Source organism: Aurantimonas sp. NFXS3, assembly GCF_049132005.1.
GTDB classification, from domain to species: Bacteria; Pseudomonadota; Alphaproteobacteria; order Rhizobiales; family Rhizobiaceae; genus Aurantimonas; species Aurantimonas coralicida.
Genome location: NZ_JAGDDZ010000004.1, coordinates 319,820 through 342,948, shown reverse-complemented (window position 1 = coordinate 342,948; position 23,129 = coordinate 319,820). Strand labels below are relative to the sequence as shown.

The following is a 23,129-nucleotide window of genomic DNA, read 5'->3' as shown; positions in this document are numbered from 1 at the left end:
CGGAACTGATCGCGACGAATGCGAGGCGTGACCGCCCGTCGCGGCGAATTTTCGCCGGTCAGGCCGACGTGGTGGTGCCGGCGATCGCGGCGGCGAAGTCCTTCGCCTTGAAGGGTTCGAGATCGTCGATGCCTTCGCCGACGCCGACGAAATAGACCGGCAGGCGGAACTTGGCGGCGATGGCGACGAGGATGCCGCCGCGCGCCGAGCCATCGAGCTTGGTCATGACGAGGCCGTTGACCCCGGCCACGTTGCGGAAGATCTCGACCTGGTTCATGGCGTTCTGGCCGGTGGTGGCGTCGAGGGTGAGAAGCACCGTATGCGGCGCGTCCGGCTCGCGCTTCTGCAGCACGCGGACGATCTTCTCCAGCTCGGCCATCAGCTCGGTCTTGTTCTGCAGGCGACCGGCAGTGTCGATGATCAGGACGTCGGAATCGTTCTCGACGGCCCGGTCGTAGGCTTCATAGGCAAGGCCTGCCGCATCGGCGCCGATCGCCTTGGCGACGACCTCGGACTGGGTGCGCTCGCCCCAGATCTTCAGCTGTTCGACGGCGGCGGCGCGGAAGGTGTCGCCGGCGCAGAGAGTCACCTTGAGCCCGCCGCGGGTCAGCTTGGCGGCCAGCTTGCCGATGGTCGTGGTCTTGCCGGTGCCGTTGACCCCGACCACCAGGATGACATGCGGCTTCTTGGCCAGGTCGAGCTCCAGCGGCAGAGCCACGGGGTCCAGCGCCTTCTCGATTTCCTCGGCAAGGATGGTGCGCACCTCCTGGCCGCTGATCTCGCGGCCGAAGCGGCCTTCCGACAGGCGGTCGGTGATCTTCAGGGCGGTCTCGACGCCGAGATCGGCCTGGATCAGCACGTCCTCGAAATCCTGCAGCGTGTCCTCGTCCAGCCGCCGCTTGGTGAAGATCGCGCCGATCGATCCGGTGAGCTGGGTGGAGGAACGCGCCAGCCCCTCGCGCAGGCGCTGCAGCCAGGGCACGCGGGGCGCGGGCACCGGTTCGGGAGCGGCCGGGGCCTGTTCGCGCAGGCGGAAGCCCGCGGCGGCATCGGGTGCGGGGCGCGGCGTGGCTGCCGGGACGGGCAGGGGCGCCCGGTCGCCTTCGGGCGCGGAGGCCGGCGGCGGCGCGATGTCGGGCTCGGGCGTATCGGCTGTGTCGAAAGACGGATCGACCCGCTCGGCGACCGGCGCCTCGCCGTCTTCCTCGTCCTCCGGCGGCAGATCCGCGTCCAGCCAGGAGAAGTCGGCATCCTCGTCGCCGGACGACAGCGCGTCGTCATTGTGCCCGTCGAGATGATCGGCGTCGGAGGCCGGCGGGATGCCGGGCGCCACCGCATCGGCGATCTCGGAGGTCTCGCGGGTTTCGCCCGCCAGCGGCTCGACGGGCGCCGCAACCTCCGGCTCGGCATGTTCGCCCAGCCGCTCGGCGGGGTCGGCGCCCAGGAAGGCGAACTCGCTCTCGTCGGCGGGCTCGGCCGGCGTCGGTTCCTCGAGCCAGGAAAAGTCCGCCGTCTCGGTGTCCGGCTCTAGTTCTGGCCCGAGTTCAGCGTTTTTTTTTGAGCCTGGTCCGCGTTGGAATGCTCGGCCATTTCGGCCAGCGGGGTGATGCCGCCGCCGTCGTTGACGTCGGCACCGGCCTCCGAATCGGCGACCGAACTGGCCGCCGCCTTCGGGCGGACGTCGGGATCGGGCGAGTCGGGCGCGCCGAATTCGGTATCGGACGGCCGCGGCGTATCACCATGCTCGGGCGTGCGATCGGTTTCGCTGTCCGACCCGAAGGAGAAGATGCGGCGGAAGAAGCCTTTTTGCTCAGCCATGGCTTACGTCAGTTCTCTCAGATGGTCGGAGGATGTTCCGGGCGGGCCGGAACGAAGGATATCGGGGCGGGCGACCAGTCTGCCACCGCGTTCGCCCACAATGATAGCGTCGAGGATGGAGCCGGGGAGGCCCTCCTCGATCTCGCAAAGGGTAAAATCGGCACAGCGGCCGCGCTGGTTGCGTTCCACCAGCACCGATTGCCGCGTGCCGACGAGGTTCGCCAGATGCGCGCGATGGGCGGTTTCGCCGCGGGCGCGCAGGGCCATCGCCCGGTCCTTGACGATGTCACGCGGCAATTGCGGCATGCGGGCCGCCGGCGTGCCCTCGCGCGGTGAGAACGGAAACACGTGAAGATGGGTCAGGCCGCAATCCTCCACGAGCTTCATGGAGTTCTCGAACATGGCGTCGGTCTCTGTGGGAAAGCCGGCGATGATGTCGGCGCCATAGACGATGTCGGGCCGCGCGGCCCGGATGTCGGTGCAGAAGCGGATGGCGTCGTCGCGCGAATGGCGGCGCTTCATGCGCTTCAGGATCATGTCGTCGCCGGCCTGCAGCGAGAGGTGCAGATGCGGCATCAGCCGGGTCTCGGAGCCGATCGCCTCGATCAGCGCCGGGTCGGCCTCGACGGAATCGATCGAGGACAGCCGCAGGCGGGCAAGGTCCGTCACATGCCTGAGGATTGCCTGGACAAGCTGGCCGAGCTTCGGCGCGCCGGGCAGGTCCGCCCCCCAGGAGGTCATGTCGACGCCCGACAGCACCACTTCGTTGTAGCCGGCGGCGACAAGGCGCTTCACCTGGTCGACCGTGGCGCCCATCGGCACCGAGCGGGAATTGCCGCGCCCGAAGGGGATGATGCAGAAGGTGCAGCGATGGTCGCAGCCATTCTGCACCTGGACGATGGCGCGGGCACGGCCCTCGATCGCGTCGACCATGTGGCCGGCGGTCTCGGTGACGCTCATGATGTCGTTGACGCGGACCTTCTCCTCGGCGGCGACGCCGAAATCGGGGAGGGCGCGATAGGCGCTGGCGGTCAGCTTCGCGTCATTGCCGAGGACGGCGTCGACCTCGCCCATCTCGGCGAAGCGGTCGGGCTCGGTCTGGGCGGCGCAGCCGGTGACGACGATCCGCGCCTCCGGGTTCTCGCGCCTTGCCCGGCGGATCTGCTTGCGGGCCTGGCGCACGGCTTCCGACGTCACGGCGCAGGTGTTGAAGACGATGGCGCCGCGCGGATCGGCGTCGAGGCCCGCCGCCACGGCCTCGCGCTTCATGATCTCGGCCTCGTAGGTGTTGAGCCGGCAGCCGAAGGAGACGATCTCGACACCCATCAGGCCGGCTCGTGCGTCGCCATCTCGTCGCGCATATAGGCGCCGGTCGCGGGATCGAGACGGCCCGACCAGTTCCATTCGGCCGGCCCGGTCATGATGACATGGTCGTCGTCGCGCCAGTCGATCAGGAGGTCGCCGCCGGGCACGGTCACCGTGACGATGCGGCCGGTGCGCCGGGTGCGGGTCGCCGAGACGGCGGCGGCGCAGGCGGCCGAGCCGCAGGCGCGGGTCAGGCCGACGCCGCGTTCCCAGGTCCGCAGGGTAAGCGCGTCCGGCCCCGTGACCTGCGCGATCGAGATATTGGCGCGCTCGGGAAACAGCGGATGGTTCTCCAGCACCGGCCCGAAGCGGTCGAGCTCGTAGCTCCACACGTCCCGATCGACCCAGAAGATGGCGTGCGGATTGCCCATGGAGGCGACCGAGGGCGAATGCAGGATCGGCGCGTCGATGGGCCCGATCTGCAACTCGATCGCCCTTGTGTCGCTGAACTCTTCCGACAGGGGAATCTCGGACCAGCCGAAGCGCGGCCGGCCCATATCGACGGCGATCAGCCCGTCGTCGCGCTCAAAGGCGGTCAGGATGCCGGCGCGGGTCTCGAAGGTGAAGTCGTGGCGGCCGGTCTCGGCGGCGAGCGCCTGCACCACGCAGCGCGTGCCGTTGCCGCAGGCCTCGGCCTCCGAGCCGTCGCGATTGATGATCCGCACATAGGCGTCGGTGCCGTCGAGCCGCGGGTCGTGGATCGCCATGATCTGGTCGAAGCGGGTGGCCGGATCCTCGGCGAGGGCGCGTGCGGCCGCGGCCGAAATCCGCGCCGCCGATCCGCGAAGATCGGCGACGACGATCTCGTTGCCCAGCCCGTTCATCCGGGCGAAGGCCACGCTCAAATCCGTATCTCGTGCGGCGCTGTCGGTCATGCCGGTTATATGGCCGATGCGCGGCGCGATTGAAAGGATCGCGCGCTCAGCGCTGGCCGAAGGCGGCGTCCTTGAACAGCGCCTTGAACTCGCGCGGCTGGGAACGCCAGTACTGCTTGGGCGCGCGCACCGAGGCGCCGAGCTCGGCCGCCGCATGCCACGGCCAGTGTGGCTCGTAGAGAATGGCGCGGGCGATGGCGATGGCATCGGCCTTGTTCTCGGCGATGATGGCCTCGGCCTGGCGCGCCTCGGTGATCAGGCCGACGCCGATCACCGGGATCGACACCGCGGCCTTCACGGCCTCGGCGAAATGCACCTGGTAGCCGGGTCCGAGCGGGATTTTCTGGTCGGGCGAGACGCCGCCGGATGACACGTGGATCGCTGCGGCGCCGCGTGCCTCCAGCGCCTTCGAATAGGCGATCGAGCCCTCGATGTCCCAGCCGCCCTCGACCCAGTCGCTGGCCGACAGGCGGACCCAGACCGGAATGTCGGCGGGAACGGCCGCCCTGACCGCGTCGAAGACCTCCAGCGGGAAGCGCATGCGGTTCTCGACGCTGCCGCCATATTCGTCGTCGCGCCGGTTCGAGATCGGCGACAGGAACTGGTGCAGGAGATAGCCATGCGCCGAATGCAGCTCGATGCCGACGATGCCGAGACGCACGGCCCGAAGGGCGGTGGCGACGAAATCGTCCTTGATCTTCTGCAGGCCTTCAGCGTCGAGGGCGGTCGGCGCCACTTCGCCGGGTGAATGGGGAAGGGCGGAGGGCGCGACGCACTGCCAGCCGGTCGGATCGGTCGGGGCGATCTGCTGGCCGCCGGCCCAGGGTTCGGCGCTCGACGCCTTGCGGCCGGCATGGCCGAGCTGGATGGCGACGGGCATCTGGGAATGGACGGCGATCGCATCGAGGACGCGGGCGAGCGCCGCCTCGTTGTAATCGGAATAGAGCCCGAGATCCTTGTGGGTGATGCGGGCTTCGGGCGAGACGGCCGTGGCTTCGAGGATCAGCAGGCCGGCGCCGGACATGGCGAGCTGGCCGAGATGCATCATGTGCCAGTCGGTGGCCGATCCGTCATCGGCGGAATACTGGCACATGGGCGCGATGATGATGCGGTTTTCCAGCCGCAATGCGCCGAGTTCGAGCGGGGTGAACAGCGGGCTGAGCGTCTGCGAGATGTCCGAATCCGGGGTCTGCGTGTCCATTCAGGCGGCCTTCCGTGAAGCGTGAGGCTCTCCGAATGCGCCGGTACGCCGCGATGTTCAAGCCCTGCGGCGAGGACGCTGCGTCTTCGGGGCGCGGCGATCACGGGAACAGGGCGGTGGCGCGCCGGTCGACCGGCCCTGAACGAAAACCGGCGGCCGATCGCCCGGCCGCCGGTGGAACTGGATCAGTTGGCCGGTGCCGGTGCGTCGCCGCCGCCGCCGACATCCGGGGCCTCGACATTCACGTCCGGCGTGTCGATCGAGACATTGGTGTCGGCACCACCGCCGGCGCCGCCGCCGAGCAGGCCATCGCCGAAGATGAAGAAGGCGCCGATCACGACCACGACGATCAGGATGCCGGCGATTAGCCAGCTACCACCGCCGCCGCCGCCGCCGTTTCCACCGCGGTCGTTGTTGACGATGACGGTGCGCTCGCGTTCTGGTTCACGAAGGTCGCTCACAGGGGGACTCCACTTCCAACAAAAGGCAGCCAAGGGCTGCCGGGCTACGCGTCGGTCCCGGCCGAAGCCTCGCAGGAGGATCGGCAACGGCGAGGATCGCCATGCGTCGTTCCGCCACAGAATGCCGCAGGGGGGTATTCGTTCCGTGCCCGGCTATCGACAGGCGAACGGGTGACGGCGTCGTCGCCTCCGGCCGGCGATGACCCCATGACCGGCGCCGCCAGAGTGTCCGCCGCAGGGCCGGCTTCGATCGTCCCGACGTTCCGCAGGGGCCGCGAAACTTGACATTGGCGGCCGGTCGGTGTTTCTGCAGACGCAAATCCGCGACATCTGTCCGCGACCCGCCGACCGTGCCCCTCTCGCAAGAGCCGCACGGAGGTCAACATCCGCCAGCGAGTTTCGCCCGCGGATGCGATCCTGCTTTGAGCATTGCCCATCCGGCAGTGGCTTGAGCACAGGCGGGTTTGCAGTTCGGATCGAAGCGAACCACCTTCCGGCTCTGTTCGGAAGGCCGGGAAGGAAGCACGCATGTTCGATTCACTCCAGGACCGCCTCGGGTCCATCCTGAACGGCCTCACCGGCCGCGGCGCCCTGTCCGACAAGGATGTGGCGGCTGCGCTGCGCGAGGTCCGTCGGGCGCTGCTGGAGGCCGACGTCGCGCTGGAAGTGGTCCGGGACTTCACCGATCGCGTGCGCGCCAAGGCCGTCGGCGCGGAAATCCTGAAGTCGATCAGGCCCGGCCAGATGGTCGTCAAGATCGTCCATGACGAGCTGATCGCCACGCTCGGCAGCGAGCAGGTCGCCATCGACCTCAACGCGCCGGCGCCGGTCGTCCTGATGATGGTCGGCCTGCAGGGCTCGGGCAAGACGACGACCACCGGCAAGCTCGCCAAGCGTCTCACCGAGCGTCAGCGCAAGAAGGTGCTGATGGCCTCGCTCGATACGCGGCGCCCGGCGGCCCAGGAGCAGCTGCGCGTCCTCGGCGAGCAGACCGGCGTCGCCACCCTGCCGATCATCGCCGGCCAGGGCCCGGTGGAGATCGCCGCCCGCGCCAAGCAGGCGGCCAAGCTCGGCGGCTACGACCTCGTCATTCTCGATACCGCCGGCCGGACCCATATCGACGAGCCGCTGATGGTCGAGATGGCCGACATCAAGCGGACCACCGAGCCCCACGAGATCCTGCTGGTCGCTGATTCGCTGACCGGCCAGGACGCGGTGAACCTTGCCCGCTCCTTCGACGAGCGCGTCGGCATCACCGGCATCGTCCTGACCCGCGTCGACGGCGACGGCCGCGGCGGTGCGGCGCTGTCCATGCGCGCCGTCACCGGCAAGCCGATCAAGCTGATCGGTACCGGCGAGAAGATGGATGCGCTGGAGGATTTCCATCCCTCGCGCATCGCCGACCGCATTCTCGGCATGGGCGACATCGTCAGCCTCGTCGAGAAGGCCGCCGAGAACATCGACGCGGAAAAGGCCGCGGCGATGGCCAAGAAGATGCAGTCGGGGAAGTTCGACCTGAACGACCTCGCCGATCAGATCGGTCAGATGCAGAAGATGGGCGGCATGGGCGGCATGATGGGCCTGATGCCCGGCATGGGGAAGATGAAGGACCAGATGTCCGCCGCCGGCCTCGACGACAAGATGCTGAAGCGGCAGCTCGCCATCATCTCCTCGATGACCGCCAAGGAACGGGGCAATCCCGACATCCTCAAGCACAGCCGCAAGAAGCGCATTGCCGCCGGCTCGGGCACCTCGTCCGCCGAGATCAACAAGCTGCTCAAGATGCACCGCCAGATGGCCGACATGATGAAGTCCATGGGCAAGGGCAAGGGTGGCATGATGGGCAAGATGATGGGCGGCCTGGCCGGCAAGATGGGCCTCGGCGGCATGGGCGGAATGCCCGGCGGCATGCCCGACCTGTCGAAGATGGACCCCAAGGAACTGGAAGCCATGGCCAAGGCCGCGCAGAGCGGCGGCATGCCCGGCCTTCCCAAGGGACTTCCCCCCGGCATCGGCGGACCGGGCGGCATGCCCGGCGGCGGTTTCCCGGGGCTGCCGGGACTGCCGGCAAAGAAGAAGTGACGGCCATCCGGCCCGACCGAACGACCTGAACACGCACTATCGAACCGATCGGCGCGCCGCCGATCTCGAACCAAAGGACAAGACCCATGCCCCTGAAGATGCGCCTCGCCCGTGCCGGCTCCAAGAAGCGGCCCTACTACCACGTCGTCGTTGCCGACGCCCGCTCGCCGCGCGACGGTCGCTTCGTCGAGCAGCTCGGCTCGTGGAACCCGATGCTGCCGAAGGACGCCCAGCGCGTCACGCTGAACGAGGAGCGGATCAAGCATTGGCTCGCCGAGGGCGCACAGCCGACCGACCGCGTCCTGCGCTTCCTCGACCAGGCCGGCATCATGAGCCGTCCGTCCCGCGCCAACCCGACCAAGGGCCTGCCGGGCAAGAAGGCCCAGGAGCGCGAGGCCGAGCGCAAGCAGCGTGAGGAAGACGCCGCGGCCGCCGCAGCCGAGGCCGAAGCCGCCAAGAACGCGCCGGCCGAAGAGGCTCCGGCTGAGGAAGCCGCTTCCGCCGAGTAAAGCGTCAAGTAAGCTTGGCGTAGCATCATCCTTGTGCAAACGGCGCCTCTGGGCGCCGTTTGAGCAGGGCGGCATCGGAATGTTCCGGGAGCGGTCGTCCTCAGGAGGGATACTGCTTCACATGCCCGATGCAAGACTGGACCCGGCCGACGGCCTCGGAAACGGCCCCGATGGCTGGGCCGAGACTGCGATCTTCGATCTGGCCCCCGTGCCGCTGTGGATCGAGGATTACAGCGGGGTGAAGGCGCTGTTCGAGGAATGGCGCGCCGCGGGAATCATCTCGATTCGCGAGCATCTTGACGCCGATCCGTCGCGCGTCGCCGCCGCGGCACAGAGGATCCGGCTGATCGCCGTGAACCAGTGCACCCTCGACCTGTTCGAGGCGGACAATTTCCAGAACATCTGCGACAATCTCGACAAGGTCTTTTCGGGCGACATGCTCGACAGCCACAAGGAAGAGCTGATCCAGCTCTGGGAGGGGCAGACCGAGTTCGAGAGCTATGCGGTCAACTACACGCTGACCGGCAAGCGCCTCGACGTGCAGCTCAAGGCGCGGCTCCTGCCCGGCCACGAGAGCGACTGGGAACGGCTGCTGATTTCCACCGAGGACGTCACCGAGCGCGAGGACCAGCGCCGGGAACTGGCGGTCAGCGAGAGCTTTGCCCGCGGCCTGTTCGAATATTCGCCCGTCTCGCTGTGGGTCGAGGATTTCTCCGAGGTGAAGGCGCTGATCGACGATGTCCGGGAGCGCGGCATCACCGATTTCCGGACCTTCGTCGATGTCCATCCCGACTTCGTCAGCCGGTGCCTGTCCGAGATCCGCGTCATCGATGTGAACGAGCACACGCTGCAGCTGTTCGGCGCGGAGAGCCGCGACGATCTGTTGAGCCGGCTGGGCGAGGTGTTCCGCGACGCCATGGAGCAGCATTTCCGCGAGCAGCTCGTCGATCTGTGGGAAGGCAAGCTGTTCCAGCAGCGCGAGGTGGTCAATTACAGCCTCAGCGGCGACCAGCTCCATGTCCACATGCAGTTCTCGGTGTTTCCCGGGCGCGAAAGCGACTGGTCGCTGGTGCAGGTCGCCTTGACCGACATCACCGCCCGCAAGAAGGCCGAGGCCTATCTGGAATATCTCGGCAAGCACGACATCCTGACCAAGCTCTACAACCGGTCGTTCTTCGTCGACGAACTGAACCGGCTGGAGCGCAAGGGCCCGACGCCGGTGACGATCATCGTCGCCGACCTCAACGGCCTGAAGACGGTCAACGACGTGATGGGCCACGCGGCCGGCGACGCGCTGCTGCGCCGGGCCGGCGAGGTGCTGAACGAGGCGGTGCGCGAGCCCTGCCATGTGGCCCGCATCGGCGGCGACGAATTCGTGGTGATGATGCCGGCCAGCAGCGAGGAGGACGGCCTGCAGATGGCCCAGAACATCGTCGAGCTGGTCGAGGTCAACAACCAGTTCTACACCGGCGCGGAGCTGTCCTTCTCGCTGGGCGTGGCGACGGCCGAGGCCGGCGAGCGGCTGGAAGCGACGGTCAAGCGCGCCGACGCCCGCATGTACGAGGCCAAGCGCAAGCACTATGCCGACGAGAAGCGCGATCGCCGCCGCGAAGGGCAGTCGCTGGTGAACTGAGGCGGGGGTCACGCGTCTGGCGTACACCCGCTGTCGCCAAGGCGGGCGGGGCGGGCTATTGTCGCCGCCGCGTCCCACCCCGAATGAATGAGTCGTTCCCGATGCAGCAAGCGGTCCCGAGCGCACAGCGCGATCCGTCCCATGGCGAGATCGCCCATGTCTGAGACCGGCAAGCTCGAGAACCCGGTCCTTCTCGGCGTCGTCGGCGGGGCCCAGGGCATCAAGGGCGAGTGCCGCGTGCGCTCCTTCACCGCCGACCCGACCGATCTCGGCGCCTACGGGCCGCTCGTCGACGCTTCCGGCAATCGCTACACGGTGCTGTCGGCGCGGGTCGCCAAGAACGTCGTCATGGTCCGCTTCAAGGAGGTCGCCGACCGCAACCACGCCGAACGGCTGAACGGGCGCGAGCTCTTCGTCGATCGTTCGGTGCTGCCCGAGCCGGAGGACGACGACGAGTTCTATCTGGAGGATCTCGTCGGCTACACGGTCGAGACCGTCGCGGGCGAGGCCGTCGGCACGGTCATCGCGTTCCACGATTTCAACGCCGGCGACATCGTCGAGATCCGCCCGACCAAGGGGCAGACCCTGATGATCCCCTTCTCCGAGGCGGCGATCCCGGTGATCGACGCGGAGCGGCGGCTGATGGTGGTGGAGCCGGGCCCCGCCGGACTGGCGACGCCCGACGACGAGCCGGAGGACGGCGGCGAGGCCGAAGGCGGCGCCGATCGCATGGAGCGCTAGGACGGCCGCCCGGCGCGCAGTTTACTCGCACGGTCCGATTGCGTAACCACCTGCCGGTAGGCACGCCGGCGAGGGGGCCGGCTGCCGCTTTTTCGAGGGAGGACACACATGATCATCGTTTCCGGCATCCAGCGTCTCGACCCGGCCGATCTCGACCGGGTGCGCGAGGCGGCCCGCGCCGTCATCGCCGCGACCCGCGAGGAGCAGGGCTGCATCGTCTATTCTTTCGCCGAGGACATGGTCGAGCCCGGCCTTCTGCGCGTCTACGAGGAATGGGAGACCCGCGAGGACCTGGAGCGGCACGCCAAGTCCGATCATGTGGCCGCCTGGCGCGCCGCGCTGGCTTCGGTCGAGGTGCTGCACCGCGACCTGAAGATCATCGAAGCCGGCGCCGTCCAGCCGCTCGGCTGATCCGGCCATGAGCTTCCGCGCCTCCATCCTGACGCTCTATCCGGAGATGTTTCCCGGCCCGCTCGGCGTATCACTGGCGGGCCGCGCGCTGGAGCGCGGGGACTTTTCGCTGGAGACGGTGCAGATCCGCGACTTCGGCATCGGCCGTCATCGCATGGTGGACGACACGCCGTCGGGCGGGGGCGCGGGCATGGTCATGCGCAGCGACGTGGTGGCGGCCGCGCTCGACCACGCCGCGCCGGAGGCCGACACCCGGCCGCGCATCCTGATGAGCCCGCGCGGCCGGCCGCTGACCCAGGAACGGGTCCGCGAGCTGGCGGCGGGCGAGGGGGCGGTGATCGTCTGCGGCCGCTTCGAGGGCGTCGACGAGCGGGTGATCGCGGGACGCGGCCTCGAGGAAATCTCGATCGGGGACTACATCCTGTCGGGCGGCGAGGTCGGCGCGCTGGTGCTGCTCGACGCGGTGGTGCGGCTTCTGCCCGGCGTCATGGGCAATGCGGTGTCGGGCGATGCGGAGAGCTTCGAGGGCGGGCTCCTGGAGCATCCGCACTATACCCGGCCGGCCGAATGGGAGGGCCGGACGATCCCGCCGGTGCTGACCTCGGGCGATCATGGCGCCGTGGCGCGCTGGCGCCACGCCGAGGCCGAGCGGTTGACCCGCGAACGGCGGCCCGACCTCCTGCCGGGCAAGTCCCGCTAGTCGAGGCGAAAGCCGGCGGGCCGAAGCCCGCCGACGGGTCCTAGTAGACCCGCTTCTTCGGCTCGATGTAGTCGATCTGGTTCGACAGCGTGTAGGTGTGCACCGGCCGATCCTCGAGCGTGACGGTCTTGGCGACCGTGTCGCAGAAGGACAGGGTGTGCTTCATCCAGTTGGCGTCGTCGCGATCGGGGAAATCCTCGCGGGCATGGGCACCGCGCGACTCGGTGCGGTTGCGCGCCGAATCCATCGTCACCACCGCCTGGGCGATCAGATTGTCGTATTCCAGCGTCTCGATCAGGTCGGTGTTCCAGATCAGCGAGCGATCGGTGACGCGAATGTCGTCCGACGCCTTCCAGACCTCGTGGATCTTGGTGTGGCCTTCGTCGAGGATTTCGCCGGTGCGGAACACGGCGCAGTTGGACTGCATGGTGTTCTGCATGTCGGCCCGCAGTTCCGCCGTCGGCGTCGCGCCATTGGCGTAGCGGAAGCGGTCGAGGCGGGCGAGCGCGTTGTCGCCGGCGCCGGCCGGCAGGTCGGGCTGCTCTTCCGACGCGCTGACCGTCTCGGCGCAGCGAAGGCCTGCGGCCCGGCCGAAGACGACTAGGTCGATCAGCGAGTTGGAGCCGAGGCGGTTGGCGCCGTGGACCGACACGCAGCCGGCCTCACCGACGGCCATCAGGCCCGGCACGACCGTATCGGCATTGCCGTCCTTCTTGGTCAGGACTTCGCCGTGGAAGTTCGTCGGGATGCCGCCCATGTTGTAATGGACGGTCGGCAGCACCGGGATCGGCTCCTTGGTGACGTCGACGCCGGCAAAGATCCGCGCCGATTCCGAAATGCCCGGAAGCCGCTCGGCCAGCACCGCCGGATCGAGATGATCGAGGTGCAGGTGGATGTGGTCCTTGTTCTTGCCGACGCCGCGACCCTCGCGGATCTCCATGGTCATCGAGCGCGAGACGACGTCGCGCGAGGCCAGATCCTTGGCCGAGGGAGCATAGCGCTCCATGAAGCGCTCGCCCTCGGAATTGGTCAGATAGCCGCCTTCGCCGCGCGAGCCCTCGGTGATCAGGCAGCCGGCGCCGTAGATGCCGGTCGGGTGGAACTGCACGAATTCCATGTCCTGCAAAGGCAGGCCGGCGCGCAGCACCATGCCGCCGCCGTCGCCGGTGCAGGTATGGGCCGAGGTGGCGGAGAAATAGGCGCGGCCGTAGCCGCCGGTGGCCAGGATCGTCTTCTTGGCGCGGAAGCGGTGGATGGTGCCGTCATCGAGGCAGAGCGCCACGACGCCGCGGCACACACCCTCTTCGTCCATGATCAGATCGATGGCGAAATACTCGATGAAGAACTCCGAGGAGTACCGCAGCGACTGGCCGTAGAGCGTGTGCAGGATGGCGTGGCCGGTGCGGTCGGCGGCGGCGCAGGTGCGCTGCGCGGCCGGGCCCTGGCCGAATTCGGTGGTCATGCCGCCGAAGGGACGCTGGTAGATGCGGCCATCCTCGGTGCGCGAGAAGGGCACGCCGAAATGCTCGAGCTCGTAGACGGCGGCCGGCGCGTTGCGGACCAGATATTCGATGGCGTCCTGGTCGCCCAGCCAGTCCGACCCCTTGACGGTGTCGTACATGTGCCAGCGCCAGTCGTCCTTGCCCATGTTGCCGAGCGAGGCGGCGACGCCGCCCTGGGCCGCGACCGTATGCGAGCGGGTCGGGAAGACCTTGGTGATGCAGGCGGTCTTCAAGCCGGCCTGGGCCGCGCCGAGGGTGGCGCGCAGGCCGGCGCCGCCGGCGCCCACCACGACCACGTCGAAGGTGTGGTCGGTGAATTCGTAGGCCTTGCCGTTCTGGGACGGCGCCGTGCGGTGCGGCTGGCCGTTTGCGTTCGTGCCGTTCGTGGCCATGGTCAGACTCCGAAGCTCATCCGGGCGATCGCGAACAGGCTCGCGACGGCGATGGCGATGGCGAAGAAATTGTTGAGGATCAGCAGCGGCAGCTTGGTCGTGCCGTGAATGTAGTCCTCGATGATCACCTGCATGCCGAGACGCATATGGTAGGTGAAGGAGATCACGGTCAGTGCGACCAGCAGTCCCACCAGCGGATGCGCGAGGGCCGCGCGGACCTCGGCATAGGGCTGGTCGTGCAGGACGATCAGCAGGATCACGAAGCCGGTGATCAGCACCAGATTGGAGATCGCCGACAGGCGCTGCTGCCAGAAATGGCCGGTGCCCTCATGGGCGGAGCCGAGGCCGCGGACGCGGCGAAGCGAGGTTCTCATCTCAGTCATGGAAATATCCCTCAGCCGAAGACCACGATGCCGACCCACAGGATCAGCGTCAGCGCAAGCGAGGCGACGAGGGTGGCCTGGGCCAGCTTCGTCGACGTCTCCTTGCTGAGCCCGATGCCGGTGTCCCAGATCAGATGGCGGATGCCGCCGAACATGTGGTGGAGCAGCGCCCAGGTGTAGCCGAACAGGATGATGCGGCCGATGATCGAGCCGAAGAAGGCCGAGGCGTAGGAGAAGGCCTCCGGGCCGCTCGCGGCGGCGACCAGCCACCAGACGAAGAGCAGCGTGCCGACATAGAGCGCCGAACCGGTGATGCGGTGCAGGATCGACATCGCCATGGTCGGGCGGAATCGGTAGATCGAAAGATGCGGCGACAGCGGCCGCGCAGTCTTGAGGTCGGACATGGGTGCCTTCTTGTCCTCGCATTGGCCAGGCGCTGTGCGCGGGGGCCGGGTTGCCCTTCCCCTACAGCGATCGGAACGCTTCTAAAAGGCTTATCGCAATTGCGAAAGCAACCCTTTGGGCGCGGGATCGCTGGGGGCGGTTCGGCTTAATCGATTAGGCGCGGCAAGAAGGCGCGCGACGGGCGGGTCGCCGCTAGAGCCGATGCGCGCGGCGAATCAGCGCTCGGACGGATCGCGGTCGCGGAAGCGGATGACGTAGCTCGCCCAGTCGGCCGGATCGGCGACCTTTTCGTAGAGACCGCGTCCGGTGCCCGGCGTGCGCGGGGCGTGCAGCACCAGCTTCGACCAGCCGCGACCGTCGGCCTCTTCGGCGAGAAGATCGATCATCGCCTTGGCGATGCCCTTCCGGCGATGCTGGTGGTCGACATAGATATGATCGGCAAGGCCGGAACGCATGCCGGTCCACACATCCGGCAGGTCGTAGAAGATCACGAAGGCGACGAGCCGGCCATTCAGCCGCGCGCCCAGCACCTCGGCGGTGCGGTCCTGCAGCAATTGCTCGGCATAGTAAGTGTCGGGCGCGCCCGGCGGGCCGCGAAACAGCGACTGGTTATAGGCCGAGATCAGCGGCGCCAGATCGCGCGCATCGCCCAGCCGCAGGCGCTCAATGTCGATATCGGGGGCCGGAATTTCCATCCGGTCTGTGTCGACCGGAACGCGGCGGGCGTCAAGCCTGTGACGCGGGGCAGGATGCACGCGAAAGGGGCGGCCCCGTTGCCGGTACCGCCCCTTGCAGGCCTGTGGTCAAAGGCGATGCGTCGCCGCTTGGCGGCGACGCGGCTCGTTCCTAGCGCCAGTCGCGGATGTCGACGAAGTGACCGGCGATGCCTGCGGCCGCCGCCATGGACGGCGAGACCAGGTGGGTGCGGCCCTTGTAGCCCTGCCGGCCCTCGAAATTGCGGTTCGAGGTCGAGGCGCAGCGCTCGCCGGCCTCGAGCCGGTCCTCGTTCATGCCGAGGCACATGGAGCAGCCCGCCTCGCGCCATTCGAAGCCGGCATCCTTGAAGATGACGTCGAGGCCCTCTTCCTCGGCCTGCGCCTTCACCAGGCCCGAGCCCGGCACGATCATGCCCGACACGCCCTCGGCGATGCGACGGCCCTCGACGACCTTGGCGGCTTCCCGCAGATCCTCGATGCGGCCGTTGGTGCAGGAACCGATGAAGATCTTGTCGACCTTGATGTCGGTCATCTTCGTGCCCGGCGTCAGGCCCATATATTCCAGCGCGCGCTCCTTGGACTTGCGCTTGTTCTCGTTCTCGATGGCGGCCGGATCCGGCACGACGCCATCGATCGAGACGACGTCCTCGGGCGAGGAGCCCCAGGAGACGATCGGCGGCAGGTTCGCCGCGTCCAGATGCACGATCTTGTCGTAATGGGCGCCCTCGTCGGAGGCGAGGCTGCGCCAGTAGTCGACGGCCATCTGGAAGGCTTCGCCCTTGGGCGCGCGCGGACGGCCCTCGATGTAGCGATAGGTGGTCTCGTCGGGCGCGATCAGGCCGGCCCGGGCGCCGGCCTCGACCGACATGTTGCAGATCGTCATGCGACCTTCCATCGACAGGCCGCGGATCGCCTCGCCGGCATATTCGATGACGTGGCCGGTGCCGCCGGCGGTGCCGATCTGGCCGATAATCGCGAGAATGATGTCCTTCGACGTCACGCCGTCGGGCAGCGCACCATCGACCTGGACGAGCATGTTCTTCGCCTTGGACTGGATCAGCGTCTGGGTGGCGAGCACGTGCTCGACCTCGGAGGTGCCGATGCCGTGGGCGAGCGCGCCGAAGGCGCCATGGGTCGAGGTGTGGCTGTCACCGCACACGATGGTCATGCCGGGCAGGGTGAAGCCCTGCTCGGGGCCGATGATGTGGACGATGCCCTGGCGGCGATCGGCGGCGTCGTAATATTCGATGCCGAAATCGGCGGCGTTCCTGGCCAGCGCCTCGACCTGAATGCGGCTTTCCTCGTTCTTGATGCCGTTCACCCGGTCGGCGGTCGTCGGCACGTTGTGGTCGACGACGGCGAGGGTGCGCTCGGGCTGGCGGACCTTGCGGTCGGTCAGGCGCAGGCCCTCGAAGGCCTGCGGGCTGGTGACCTCGTGAACGAGATGGCGGTCGATATAGAGGAGGCAGGAGCCGTCCTCCTGCTGGGCGACGAGATGCTCGTCCCAGATCTTGTCGTAGAGGGTGCGCGGTTTGGCCTGGCTCATGGGTTGGTCCTTCTCCGGCGGGCGTTACGCTCCGGCCGGTCTGTGCATGGATGAAACGATGGGCGGGGGGCTCGCGGCCCTCGCATCCTGGCGCCTAGAGGCCGTCGGCGGCGAACAGGCGATAGAAGAAACGTCCCGGCAGCCGCGCGTGGTCGGAGAGCTTGGCGAAGCCCTCGCTGGTCGGCAGGCGTCGACGCGCCTTCATGTCCCGGATCCGATGCATGGGCACAAAATAGCGATTGCGACGGCAGGTGACAATCGGGGCGCAGTGCCCACGCCTGCGCTTTCCTGCGATGGCGGCGGGAACCGTCGCGCGCTTCGGCGATTGGCTCTTGCAAGCGGCATGTCGGGGCGCTTCGCGATCCCCGGTGCCAGAACCGAACCCGGACAAAGCCGAGCGATCATGTTCTTCGACAGTTGGTACGACCTTTTCCGCATCGTGATCGTCGGGGCGCTGGCCTATGCCGGCCTCGTCTTCCTGTTGCGGATCACCGGCAAGCGCACCCTGTCGAAGATGAACGCCTTCGACCTGGTGGTGACGGTGGCACTGGGTTCAACCTTGGCCACGGTGCTCCTGAGCAAGGACGTGACCCTGACAGAAGGGCTGGTGGCGTTCCTGCTCCTGTGCGCGCTGCAATACGGCGTGGCCAGCGCGTCGCTCTATTCGGCGCGGTTTCGCAACATGATCAAGGCCGAGCCGACGCTGCTGTTCTTTCGCGGCCGGTTTCTGGCGCCGGCCCTGCGCCACGAGCGGGTGACCAAGGACGAGGTGATCGCCGCGATGCGCTCGAGCGGCCATGCCGCCATGACCAATGTGGAGGCGGTGGTGCTGGAGACCGACGGGTCGTTCAGCGTGCTGGGCAAGGGTTCGGAGCCAGCGGACACGTTGCGCACGGTCAACGATCGCACCGACGCCTCGGAGCTGACCGCCAACGGCTGACCCGCGTCAGTCCGGGACGGCCAGCTTGCGGATGAAAGCCGGGGTGTGCCGGGCCTCGAACTCCGATTCGCGGATCAGGCCGTCAATGTGGCGGGTCAGTTCCAGCACCTGCCGCCGCTCGCGGAAGGCGAGGTAGAACTGCCCGACATAGATGATCGCCTGCAGCGGCCCGAACACGGTGACGGGTGCCGAGAACACCTTCTTCCGATCGAAGAGATAGAGCCGGAGCGAGGGGTAGAGCTCCTCGGTCAGCTGCCGCAGACGGTCGAGCTGGGCGCGGCGCTCGGCCGCCGGCAGGCCGCGCCAATAGCCTTCGCCCGCGGCAAATCCCTCCAGCGCGTCGATCGGCATGGCTATTTCGTAGTCGGTGTCGGGAGCCCGCAGATAGTCCAGCCGGTCGCGCATGTCGGCGATCGCCTGGTCGGAGGTGCGGCCGAGGAAGTCGCCATATTCGAACCGCAGCACCTCTTCCGACTTCAGCATGTCGGGCAGGGTCGCCGGCACATGGCGGATCTTGTAGCCGCGGGCTTCCTCGTGCCAGCGGAAGATCAGTTCGTCGGAGGGCGCCCGCGCGGCTTCCTCGATCCGCATCGAGGCCTGCAGCATCTCGGCCGCTCGCTCAGGGCGATCGGTCAGGCCGAGCAGCCAGTCGGACGAGACGCCAAGAGCCGAGGCCGCTTCGGCGGCGAACTGGGCATTGGGCAGCCGGCCGTCGTCGGATGACAGCAGCAGCGACACGGTGGACCTGTCGGCGCCGCTCGCCCGGGCGAGGGCGCTCTTGGTCATGCCGGTCGCGGTCATTGCGCTGGCGAGACGTTCGCGAAACAGCCGGGAGCGGTGGCGCTTGTCCATCATCCGTGAAGTTTATCACGTCTTGCGGATAAAATCTGCGAACGTGACTTCAGCCATGAGAATTCACGGAATACCCCGGACCGTGTGAGCCGGCTATGGAAAGGGGGCCGCAGGGATGGTGGAGCCACGCTCGAAGCCGTTCGTGTCCCGCCCATGACAACCGGCGACGCTGCCCGTCGCGCAGCCCCCGCCCGCACAGGAGAGATTTCAGCCATGGAAACCCGCATGCGCAGCCTGACCAAAGCCGCCTCCTGGCAAGGGCTCGGTCTGGTGACCATGTCGGCCCTTGGCTATCTCTTCACCGGATCGCTGACATCGGGCGGCATCCTGGCCGTCACCTCCGGCGGCGTCGGCTTCTGCGTCTATCTCCTGCATGAGCGCCTGTGGGCGCGGGTCCAATGGGGCTGGGACCCGGCCGGCGACGACCGTGACGACGGGCTCGGCCACGGCCGCGCCTGACCCGCCCCGGTGCCCCTGCCTGCCTTCGAATCCACGCACAAAAAAAGCGGCCCGGAGGCCGCTTTGAAATTCTGACGAAACTGTCTGCTGCCGATTACTCGGCGGCTGCGTCCTTGGCAGCCTGCTTCTCGGCCTTGGCGCGGTCGCGCTCGGCGACGGCGACCTGACGGGCCTCGTCGTTCAGCTTGCGCGCACGGACGTTGGTGGCCTCGACGATACGGGCCGACTTGCCGCGACGATCGCGCAGGTAATAGAGCTTGGCGCGACGCACCTTGCCGCGGCGCACGACCTCGACCGAATCGAGCATCGGCGAATACACAGGGAAGACGCGCTCGACGCCCTCGCCATAGGAGATCTTGCGAACGGTGAAGTTCTCCTGGATGCCGGCGCCCGAGCGCGCGATGCAGACGCCTTCATAGGCCTGCACACGGGTGCGCGTGCCTTCGGTCACCTTGACGTTCACCCGCAGCGTGTCGCCGGCGGAAAATTCGGGAATGGTGCGGATCGCGTTGATCCGTTCGGCCTCGGCGGCCTCGAGTTCAGAGATGATGTTCATGGCATAGCCTCAATTCGTTTCATGCCGGATGAGTTTGTCTCAGCCGACATGGCCGCCGGGACGGTCAAGTTATTCTGAGGAAATCGGTGGTGCCCATACAACGCTTTGGCCGGCTTGTCACTAGCTGCGAGCGAAGAACCGGTCGGAATCCGTCCCGATCCGTGCGCAAAGCGGCACAAGACGCCTCTGCCTTGTCGCTCCGCGGGGATCGTGCGAAGCCCTTGTGACGATGCCGTGCGGCCGCGCGCGCGTCGTTCCCGCTTCAGGCCACCGCTCGCCATGCCGGCATGCGGCCGGCGCTCCAAGGTCTTCTCGCATGTCCGTCCTCGTCATTGCCCTCCTGTTTCTCGCAGGCTTCGTGTCCGGTGCCATCAATGCGGTCGCCGGTGGCGGCACCTTCATCTCCTTCGGGGCGCTGACCCTGATCGGCGTGCCGTCGATCGTCGCCAATGCGACGTCGTCGATCGCCCAGCTGCCGGGCTACATCACCTCGACGCTGGCCTATCGCAAGGACTTCGCCAAGATGTGGCGCGGCGTCCTCGTCCTGGCGGTGGTCTCGGCCATCGGGTCGCTCGGCGGCGCGCTGTTCCTGCTCTACCTCAACAACGAGCAGTTCTCGGCCGTGGTGCCCTGGCTGCTGCTCGGCGCGACGGCGCTGTTTGCGGCCGGTCCCTGGCTGAAGCCGAAGCCGAAGCACCAGGACGCGGCGGCCGAGGGGCGCAATCTCGCCAGCCCGATCGTCCAGTTCTTCACCTCGATCTATGGCGGCTTCTTCGGCGCCGGCATGGGCATCATGATGCTGGCGACGCTGGGCCTCACCGAAGGCGGCGACTATCACCGGCTGAACGCCATCAAGAACCTTCTCGCCAACGTCATCGCCATCACAGCGATCATCGTCTTCGTCTCCGGCGGCGTCGTCGACTGGCCCGGCGCGCTGGCCATGATACCGGGCGTGGCTTTGGGCGGTTATGCGGGCGTCTGGGCGGCCAAGCGGGTGCCGCAGATCGCGGTGCGGCTGTTCGTCATCGCCATCGGCCTGATTCTCGCCGGCTATTATTTCTGGATCGGCTGAAACGGATCGCTCCGGGGAGGGGGCGATTCGCCATCCTGACAGGCGGGGTCAAAGGCCCTAGCTTGTCCCACGGGACACCGCTGAACGGCCCGTCAGAACGGCCGGTACGACCAAATTCGGAGGACTACATGATCAGAACGACACGCGTCGCCCTTGCCGGCATCACCTTCCTTGCACTGACGGCGGCGCCGGCCCTTGCCCAGTCCCAGGACGGGACGCCGGCCGAGGGCAGCGACGCGAAGCCGGCGGTGGAATCGACGGCCGGCGCGCCGACGCCGACCGAGCCGGCGGCGACCGAAACCCCCGAAGCCCCGGCCGCCTCGGGCGGCGAGGCCAGCGACGCAACCGCGTCCGGCGCGCCGGGTGGCTCTGCCGTCACCGACGAGGAGGCGAAGCGCGCTCCCGTCGCGCCGAGCAACGAGGTCGGCGAGAAGTTCGAGCTGCCGCGGGTGTCGGACGACAACCAGGTCGAGATGATCGCCGGTCTCTGCGGCGTCCAGATGAAGCAGATGAGCCCGGCCGCCTGCACCTGCCTCGGCGAGGCCGCGATGGAGGATCTGTCGGCGCCGCAGCGCGACTATCTGATCGCCAGCGTCGTGGCGCCGCCGGTGGCCGAGCGCATGCTGGGCGACGGCCGCGTCGGCGAGCCCGACCAGAAGGAAATCTTCGCCTTCCTGCAGGCGACGTCGGAGAGCTGCGCCGCCGAGACCGGTGCGGCGGGCCAGGATAACAATGCTCCCGCGACGGCTCCGGCCGAGGCCACGCCCGGCACCGGGGACGACGCGGCCAAGCCAGCGAAGTAACTTACGTCGTCAGACGGATCGGAGAAGGGCGGTGCCATGTCGGCGCCGCCCTTTGTCGTTTCAGGCAGGCGCGGTGCGTCAGCGCGCCAGCCAGCCGCCATCCACCGGCAGCACGGCGCCGTGCACGTAGCGTGCGGCGTCGGAGGCAAGGAACACCGCCGCGCCGCCGATGTCGGAGGCTTCGCCCCAGCGCCCTGCCGGAATTCGCCCGAGGATCGCGGCGGAGCGGTCCGGGTCCTCGCGCAGCGCCTCGGTGTTGTTGCTGACGATGTAGCCCGGGGCGATGGCGTTGACGTTGACGTTGCGCGCGGCCCATTCGCAGGCGAGCAGCCTGGTCAGGCCGCAGATGCCATGCTTGGAGGCGGTGTAGCTCGCCACCCGGATGCCGCCCTGGAAGGACAGGACGGAGGCGATGTTGACGATCGCCGCGTGGCGGTCGTCGGCCATGGCCGCCTTGCCGAAGGCCTGGGAGAGGAAGAAGGCGGTCTTCAGATTGAGGTCGAGGACATCGTCCCAGTCGGCCTCGCTGAAATCGACAGCGTCGGCCCGCCGGATGATGCCGGCATTGTTGACGAGGATGTCGAAGGGGCCGTCCTGGCGCGCCGCGGCCTCGTAGAGCTCCACGGCGGCCGTCTTGTCGGACAGGTCGGCGAGATGTTCGCTGCCGCTGCCGCCAGCGGCCGTGATCATCTCCAGCGTCTCGGTCATGGGCGAGCGCCCGGCGCAGGCGACCGTCGCGCCGGCCCCCGCCAGCGCCACGGCGATGCCCTGGCCGATGCCGGTATTGGCGCCGGTGACGAAGGCGCGCTTGCCGGTCAGGTCGAAGCCCGAACTCATCGCAGGTCTCCCATCTCCACCATGTCCACGTCCTTGTAGTCGACATTGTCGCCGGCCATCGCCCAGATGAAGGTGTAGGACGCCGTGCCCGCGCCGCTGTGGATCGACCAGGGCGGCGACAGGACGGCCTGCTCGTTCTTCACCACCAGGTGCCGGGTCTCGGACGGCTCGCCCATCATGTGGAAGACGCGGGCATCCTCGGGCAGGTCGAAATACAGATAGGCCTCGGAGCGGCGGTCGTGGACATGGGCCGGCATGGTGTTCCAGACCGAGCCGCCGTGCAGCGTGGTCATGCCGGCGACGAGCTGGCAGCTCTCCATGACGTCGGGATGGACGAACTGGAAGATCGAGCGGTCGTTGGAGGTGGCGGCGGCGCCGAGATCGACGCGCTTGGCGGCATCGATCGTCACCAGCTTGGTGTCGAAATGGCGATGGGCGGGGGCGCTGAGAATGTAGAAGCGCGCCGCCGCGCCGGAGAAGGTCAGCGGGCCGTCGCCAAGGCCGACATAGAGCATGTCGCGATGGTTGAGTTCATGGCTGCCGCTGCCGGTGCCCACCGTGCCGGTCTCGCCGATATTGACAATCACCGCCTCGCGGCGGTCGAGAAAGCCGGGCGTGCCGGTCTCCTTGGCACTGTCGAGCACGAGGTCGCCGGCGGACGGCACGGCGCCGCCGACGATCATCCGGTCGTAATGGCTGTAGACCAAATTGATCTCGCCCGGCACGAAGGGCTGCTCGATCAGGAATTCGGCGCGCAGCTGCGCGGTGTCGAAGGTGCGGGCGTGACGCGGGTCGATCGCCTGTCGTGTCTCGATCGTCATGGGATGTCTCCGTTCTGGACATGGCTCCGCCGTCGCCCCGGACGCGAGC

25 protein-coding genes are annotated in these 23,129 nt (G+C 67.9%); 10 read left to right on the top strand and 15 right to left on the bottom strand.

Annotated features, from left to right (window positions below; all coding sequences use genetic code 11):
• Positions 1–58 precede the first annotated feature (58 nt).
• From ftsY to J3367_RS13870, 6 genes are all read right to left on the bottom strand, one after another.
• The gene (gene ftsY / locus J3367_RS13895) at positions 59–1,375 is read right to left on the bottom strand and encodes a signal recognition particle-docking protein FtsY (protein WP_421461443.1); all 1,317 of its coding nucleotides are present in this window, start codon (positions 1,373–1,375) and stop codon (positions 59–61) included.
• A 152-nt stretch (positions 1,376–1,527) separates the two neighbouring features.
• On the bottom strand, positions 1,528–1,818 hold the full coding sequence (locus J3367_RS13890; protein WP_024351870.1) for a hypothetical protein: 291 nt from the start codon (positions 1,816–1,818) through the stop codon (positions 1,528–1,530).
• A 3-nt stretch (positions 1,819–1,821) separates the two neighbouring features.
• Complete coding sequence (mtaB, locus tag J3367_RS13885) at positions 1,822–3,144, bottom strand: tRNA (N(6)-L-threonylcarbamoyladenosine(37)-C(2))-methylthiotransferase MtaB (protein WP_024351869.1); 1,323 nt, start codon at positions 3,142–3,144, stop codon at positions 1,822–1,824.
• Positions 3,144–4,058 (bottom strand): diaminopimelate epimerase, encoded by a 915-nt coding sequence (dapF, locus tag J3367_RS13880; protein ID WP_051141652.1) that lies wholly within the window; start codon positions 4,056–4,058, stop codon positions 3,144–3,146. The genes mtaB and dapF overlap by 1 nt, the downstream gene beginning before the upstream one ends.
• Positions 4,059–4,104: 46 nt before the next feature.
• Positions 4,105–5,259: an NADH:flavin oxidoreductase/NADH oxidase gene (locus tag J3367_RS13875; protein WP_024351867.1), complete on the bottom strand. Its 1,155-nt coding sequence runs from the start codon at positions 5,257–5,259 to the stop codon at positions 4,105–4,107.
• Positions 5,260–5,444: 185 nt separating this feature from the next.
• Complete coding sequence (locus J3367_RS13870; RefSeq protein WP_228240725.1) at positions 5,445–5,720, bottom strand: hypothetical protein; 276 nt, start codon at positions 5,718–5,720, stop codon at positions 5,445–5,447.
• 528 nt (positions 5,721–6,248) lie between these two features.
• Between J3367_RS13870 and ffh the strand changes: the two genes are divergently transcribed.
• The 6 genes from ffh to trmD all read left to right on the top strand — a co-directional run bounded on the left by ffh (position 6,249) and on the right by trmD (position 11,796).
• Positions 6,249–7,802, top strand: a complete 1,554-nt coding sequence (ffh, locus tag J3367_RS13865; protein ID WP_009207925.1) for a signal recognition particle protein — start codon at positions 6,249–6,251, stop codon at positions 7,800–7,802.
• A gap of 86 nt (positions 7,803–7,888) precedes the next feature.
• Positions 7,889–8,311, top strand: coding sequence for a 30S ribosomal protein S16 (gene rpsP, locus J3367_RS13860; protein ID WP_009207926.1), 423 nt, complete (start codon positions 7,889–7,891; stop codon positions 8,309–8,311).
• Positions 8,312–8,432: 121 nt separating this feature from the next.
• Entirely contained in the window at positions 8,433–9,944 is a 1,512-nt protein-coding gene (locus J3367_RS13855; RefSeq protein WP_024351865.1) for a sensor domain-containing diguanylate cyclase, read from the top strand.
• Positions 9,945–10,100: 156 nt separating this feature from the next.
• Entirely contained in the window at positions 10,101–10,685 is a 585-nt protein-coding gene (gene rimM / locus J3367_RS13850; RefSeq protein WP_024351864.1) for a ribosome maturation factor RimM, read from the top strand.
• Between the two features lie 108 nt (positions 10,686–10,793).
• Positions 10,794–11,096 (top strand): putative quinol monooxygenase, encoded by a 303-nt coding sequence (locus J3367_RS13845; RefSeq protein WP_024351863.1) that lies wholly within the window; start codon positions 10,794–10,796, stop codon positions 11,094–11,096.
• A gap of 7 nt (positions 11,097–11,103) precedes the next feature.
• A complete protein-coding gene (trmD, locus tag J3367_RS13840; protein ID WP_024351862.1) occupies positions 11,104–11,796 on the top strand; it encodes a tRNA (guanosine(37)-N1)-methyltransferase TrmD in 693 nt (230 codons plus the stop codon).
• Between the two features lie 40 nt (positions 11,797–11,836).
• Here trmD and sdhA read toward each other — a convergent pair whose 3' ends face one another.
• The 5 genes from sdhA to leuC form a co-directional block, all read right to left on the bottom strand.
• The gene (gene sdhA / locus J3367_RS13835) at positions 11,837–13,690 is read right to left on the bottom strand and encodes a succinate dehydrogenase flavoprotein subunit (protein ID WP_024351861.1); all 1,854 of its coding nucleotides are present in this window, start codon (positions 13,688–13,690) and stop codon (positions 11,837–11,839) included.
• 2 nt (positions 13,691–13,692) lie between these two features.
• Positions 13,693–14,073 (bottom strand): succinate dehydrogenase, hydrophobic membrane anchor protein, encoded by a 381-nt coding sequence (gene sdhD, locus J3367_RS13830; RefSeq protein WP_024351860.1) that lies wholly within the window; start codon positions 14,071–14,073, stop codon positions 13,693–13,695.
• Positions 14,074–14,084: 11 nt separating this feature from the next.
• Positions 14,085–14,477, bottom strand: coding sequence for a succinate dehydrogenase, cytochrome b556 subunit (gene sdhC, locus J3367_RS13825; RefSeq protein WP_024351859.1), 393 nt, complete (start codon positions 14,475–14,477; stop codon positions 14,085–14,087).
• Between the two features lie 216 nt (positions 14,478–14,693).
• Entirely contained in the window at positions 14,694–15,173 is a 480-nt protein-coding gene (locus J3367_RS13820; RefSeq protein ID WP_024351858.1) for a GNAT family N-acetyltransferase, read from the bottom strand.
• Between the two features lie 151 nt (positions 15,174–15,324).
• On the bottom strand, positions 15,325–16,740 hold the full coding sequence (gene leuC, locus J3367_RS13815) for a 3-isopropylmalate dehydratase large subunit (protein ID WP_024351857.1): 1,416 nt from the start codon (positions 16,738–16,740) through the stop codon (positions 15,325–15,327).
• A 403-nt stretch (positions 16,741–17,143) separates the two neighbouring features.
• Here leuC and J3367_RS13810 point away from each other — a divergent pair, with 403 nt between their 5' ends.
• Complete coding sequence (locus tag J3367_RS13810; protein ID WP_024351856.1) at positions 17,144–17,680, top strand: DUF421 domain-containing protein; 537 nt, start codon at positions 17,144–17,146, stop codon at positions 17,678–17,680.
• Between the two features lie 6 nt (positions 17,681–17,686).
• Here J3367_RS13810 and J3367_RS13805 read toward each other — a convergent pair whose 3' ends face one another.
• Positions 17,687–18,535: a transcriptional regulator gene (locus tag J3367_RS13805; RefSeq protein WP_277024850.1), complete on the bottom strand. Its 849-nt coding sequence runs from the start codon at positions 18,533–18,535 to the stop codon at positions 17,687–17,689.
• 210 nt (positions 18,536–18,745) lie between these two features.
• Here J3367_RS13805 and J3367_RS13800 point away from each other — a divergent pair, with 210 nt between their 5' ends.
• Positions 18,746–18,991: a DUF2061 domain-containing protein gene (locus J3367_RS13800; protein ID WP_024351855.1), complete on the top strand. Its 246-nt coding sequence runs from the start codon at positions 18,746–18,748 to the stop codon at positions 18,989–18,991.
• A gap of 94 nt (positions 18,992–19,085) precedes the next feature.
• Here the strand turns inward: J3367_RS13800 and rplS are convergent, their stop codons facing one another.
• Positions 19,086–19,547, bottom strand: a complete 462-nt coding sequence (gene rplS, locus J3367_RS13795) for a 50S ribosomal protein L19 (protein ID WP_024351854.1) — start codon at positions 19,545–19,547, stop codon at positions 19,086–19,088.
• A 316-nt stretch (positions 19,548–19,863) separates the two neighbouring features.
• On the opposite strand from rplS, the gene J3367_RS13790 reads away from it, so the two are divergent.
• Together J3367_RS13790 and J3367_RS13785 are read left to right on the top strand one after the other, a co-directional pair.
• Entirely contained in the window at positions 19,864–20,619 is a 756-nt protein-coding gene (locus J3367_RS13790) for a sulfite exporter TauE/SafE family protein (protein ID WP_024351853.1), read from the top strand.
• A gap of 128 nt (positions 20,620–20,747) precedes the next feature.
• Positions 20,748–21,422 carry a hypothetical protein gene (locus tag J3367_RS13785; RefSeq protein WP_024351852.1) on the top strand — a complete coding sequence of 225 codons (675 nt, stop codon included), beginning with the start codon at positions 20,748–20,750 and terminating at the stop codon, positions 21,420–21,422.
• Between the two features lie 78 nt (positions 21,423–21,500).
• Here the strand turns inward: J3367_RS13785 and kduD are convergent, their stop codons facing one another.
• Positions 21,501–22,259, bottom strand: a complete 759-nt coding sequence (gene kduD, locus J3367_RS13780) for a 2-dehydro-3-deoxy-D-gluconate 5-dehydrogenase KduD (protein WP_024351851.1) — start codon at positions 22,257–22,259, stop codon at positions 21,501–21,503.
• A complete protein-coding gene (kduI, locus tag J3367_RS13775; protein ID WP_024351850.1) occupies positions 22,256–23,080 on the bottom strand; it encodes a 5-dehydro-4-deoxy-D-glucuronate isomerase in 825 nt (274 codons plus the stop codon). The genes kduD and kduI overlap by 4 nt, the downstream gene beginning before the upstream one ends.
• Positions 23,081–23,129: the final 49 nt, after the last annotated feature.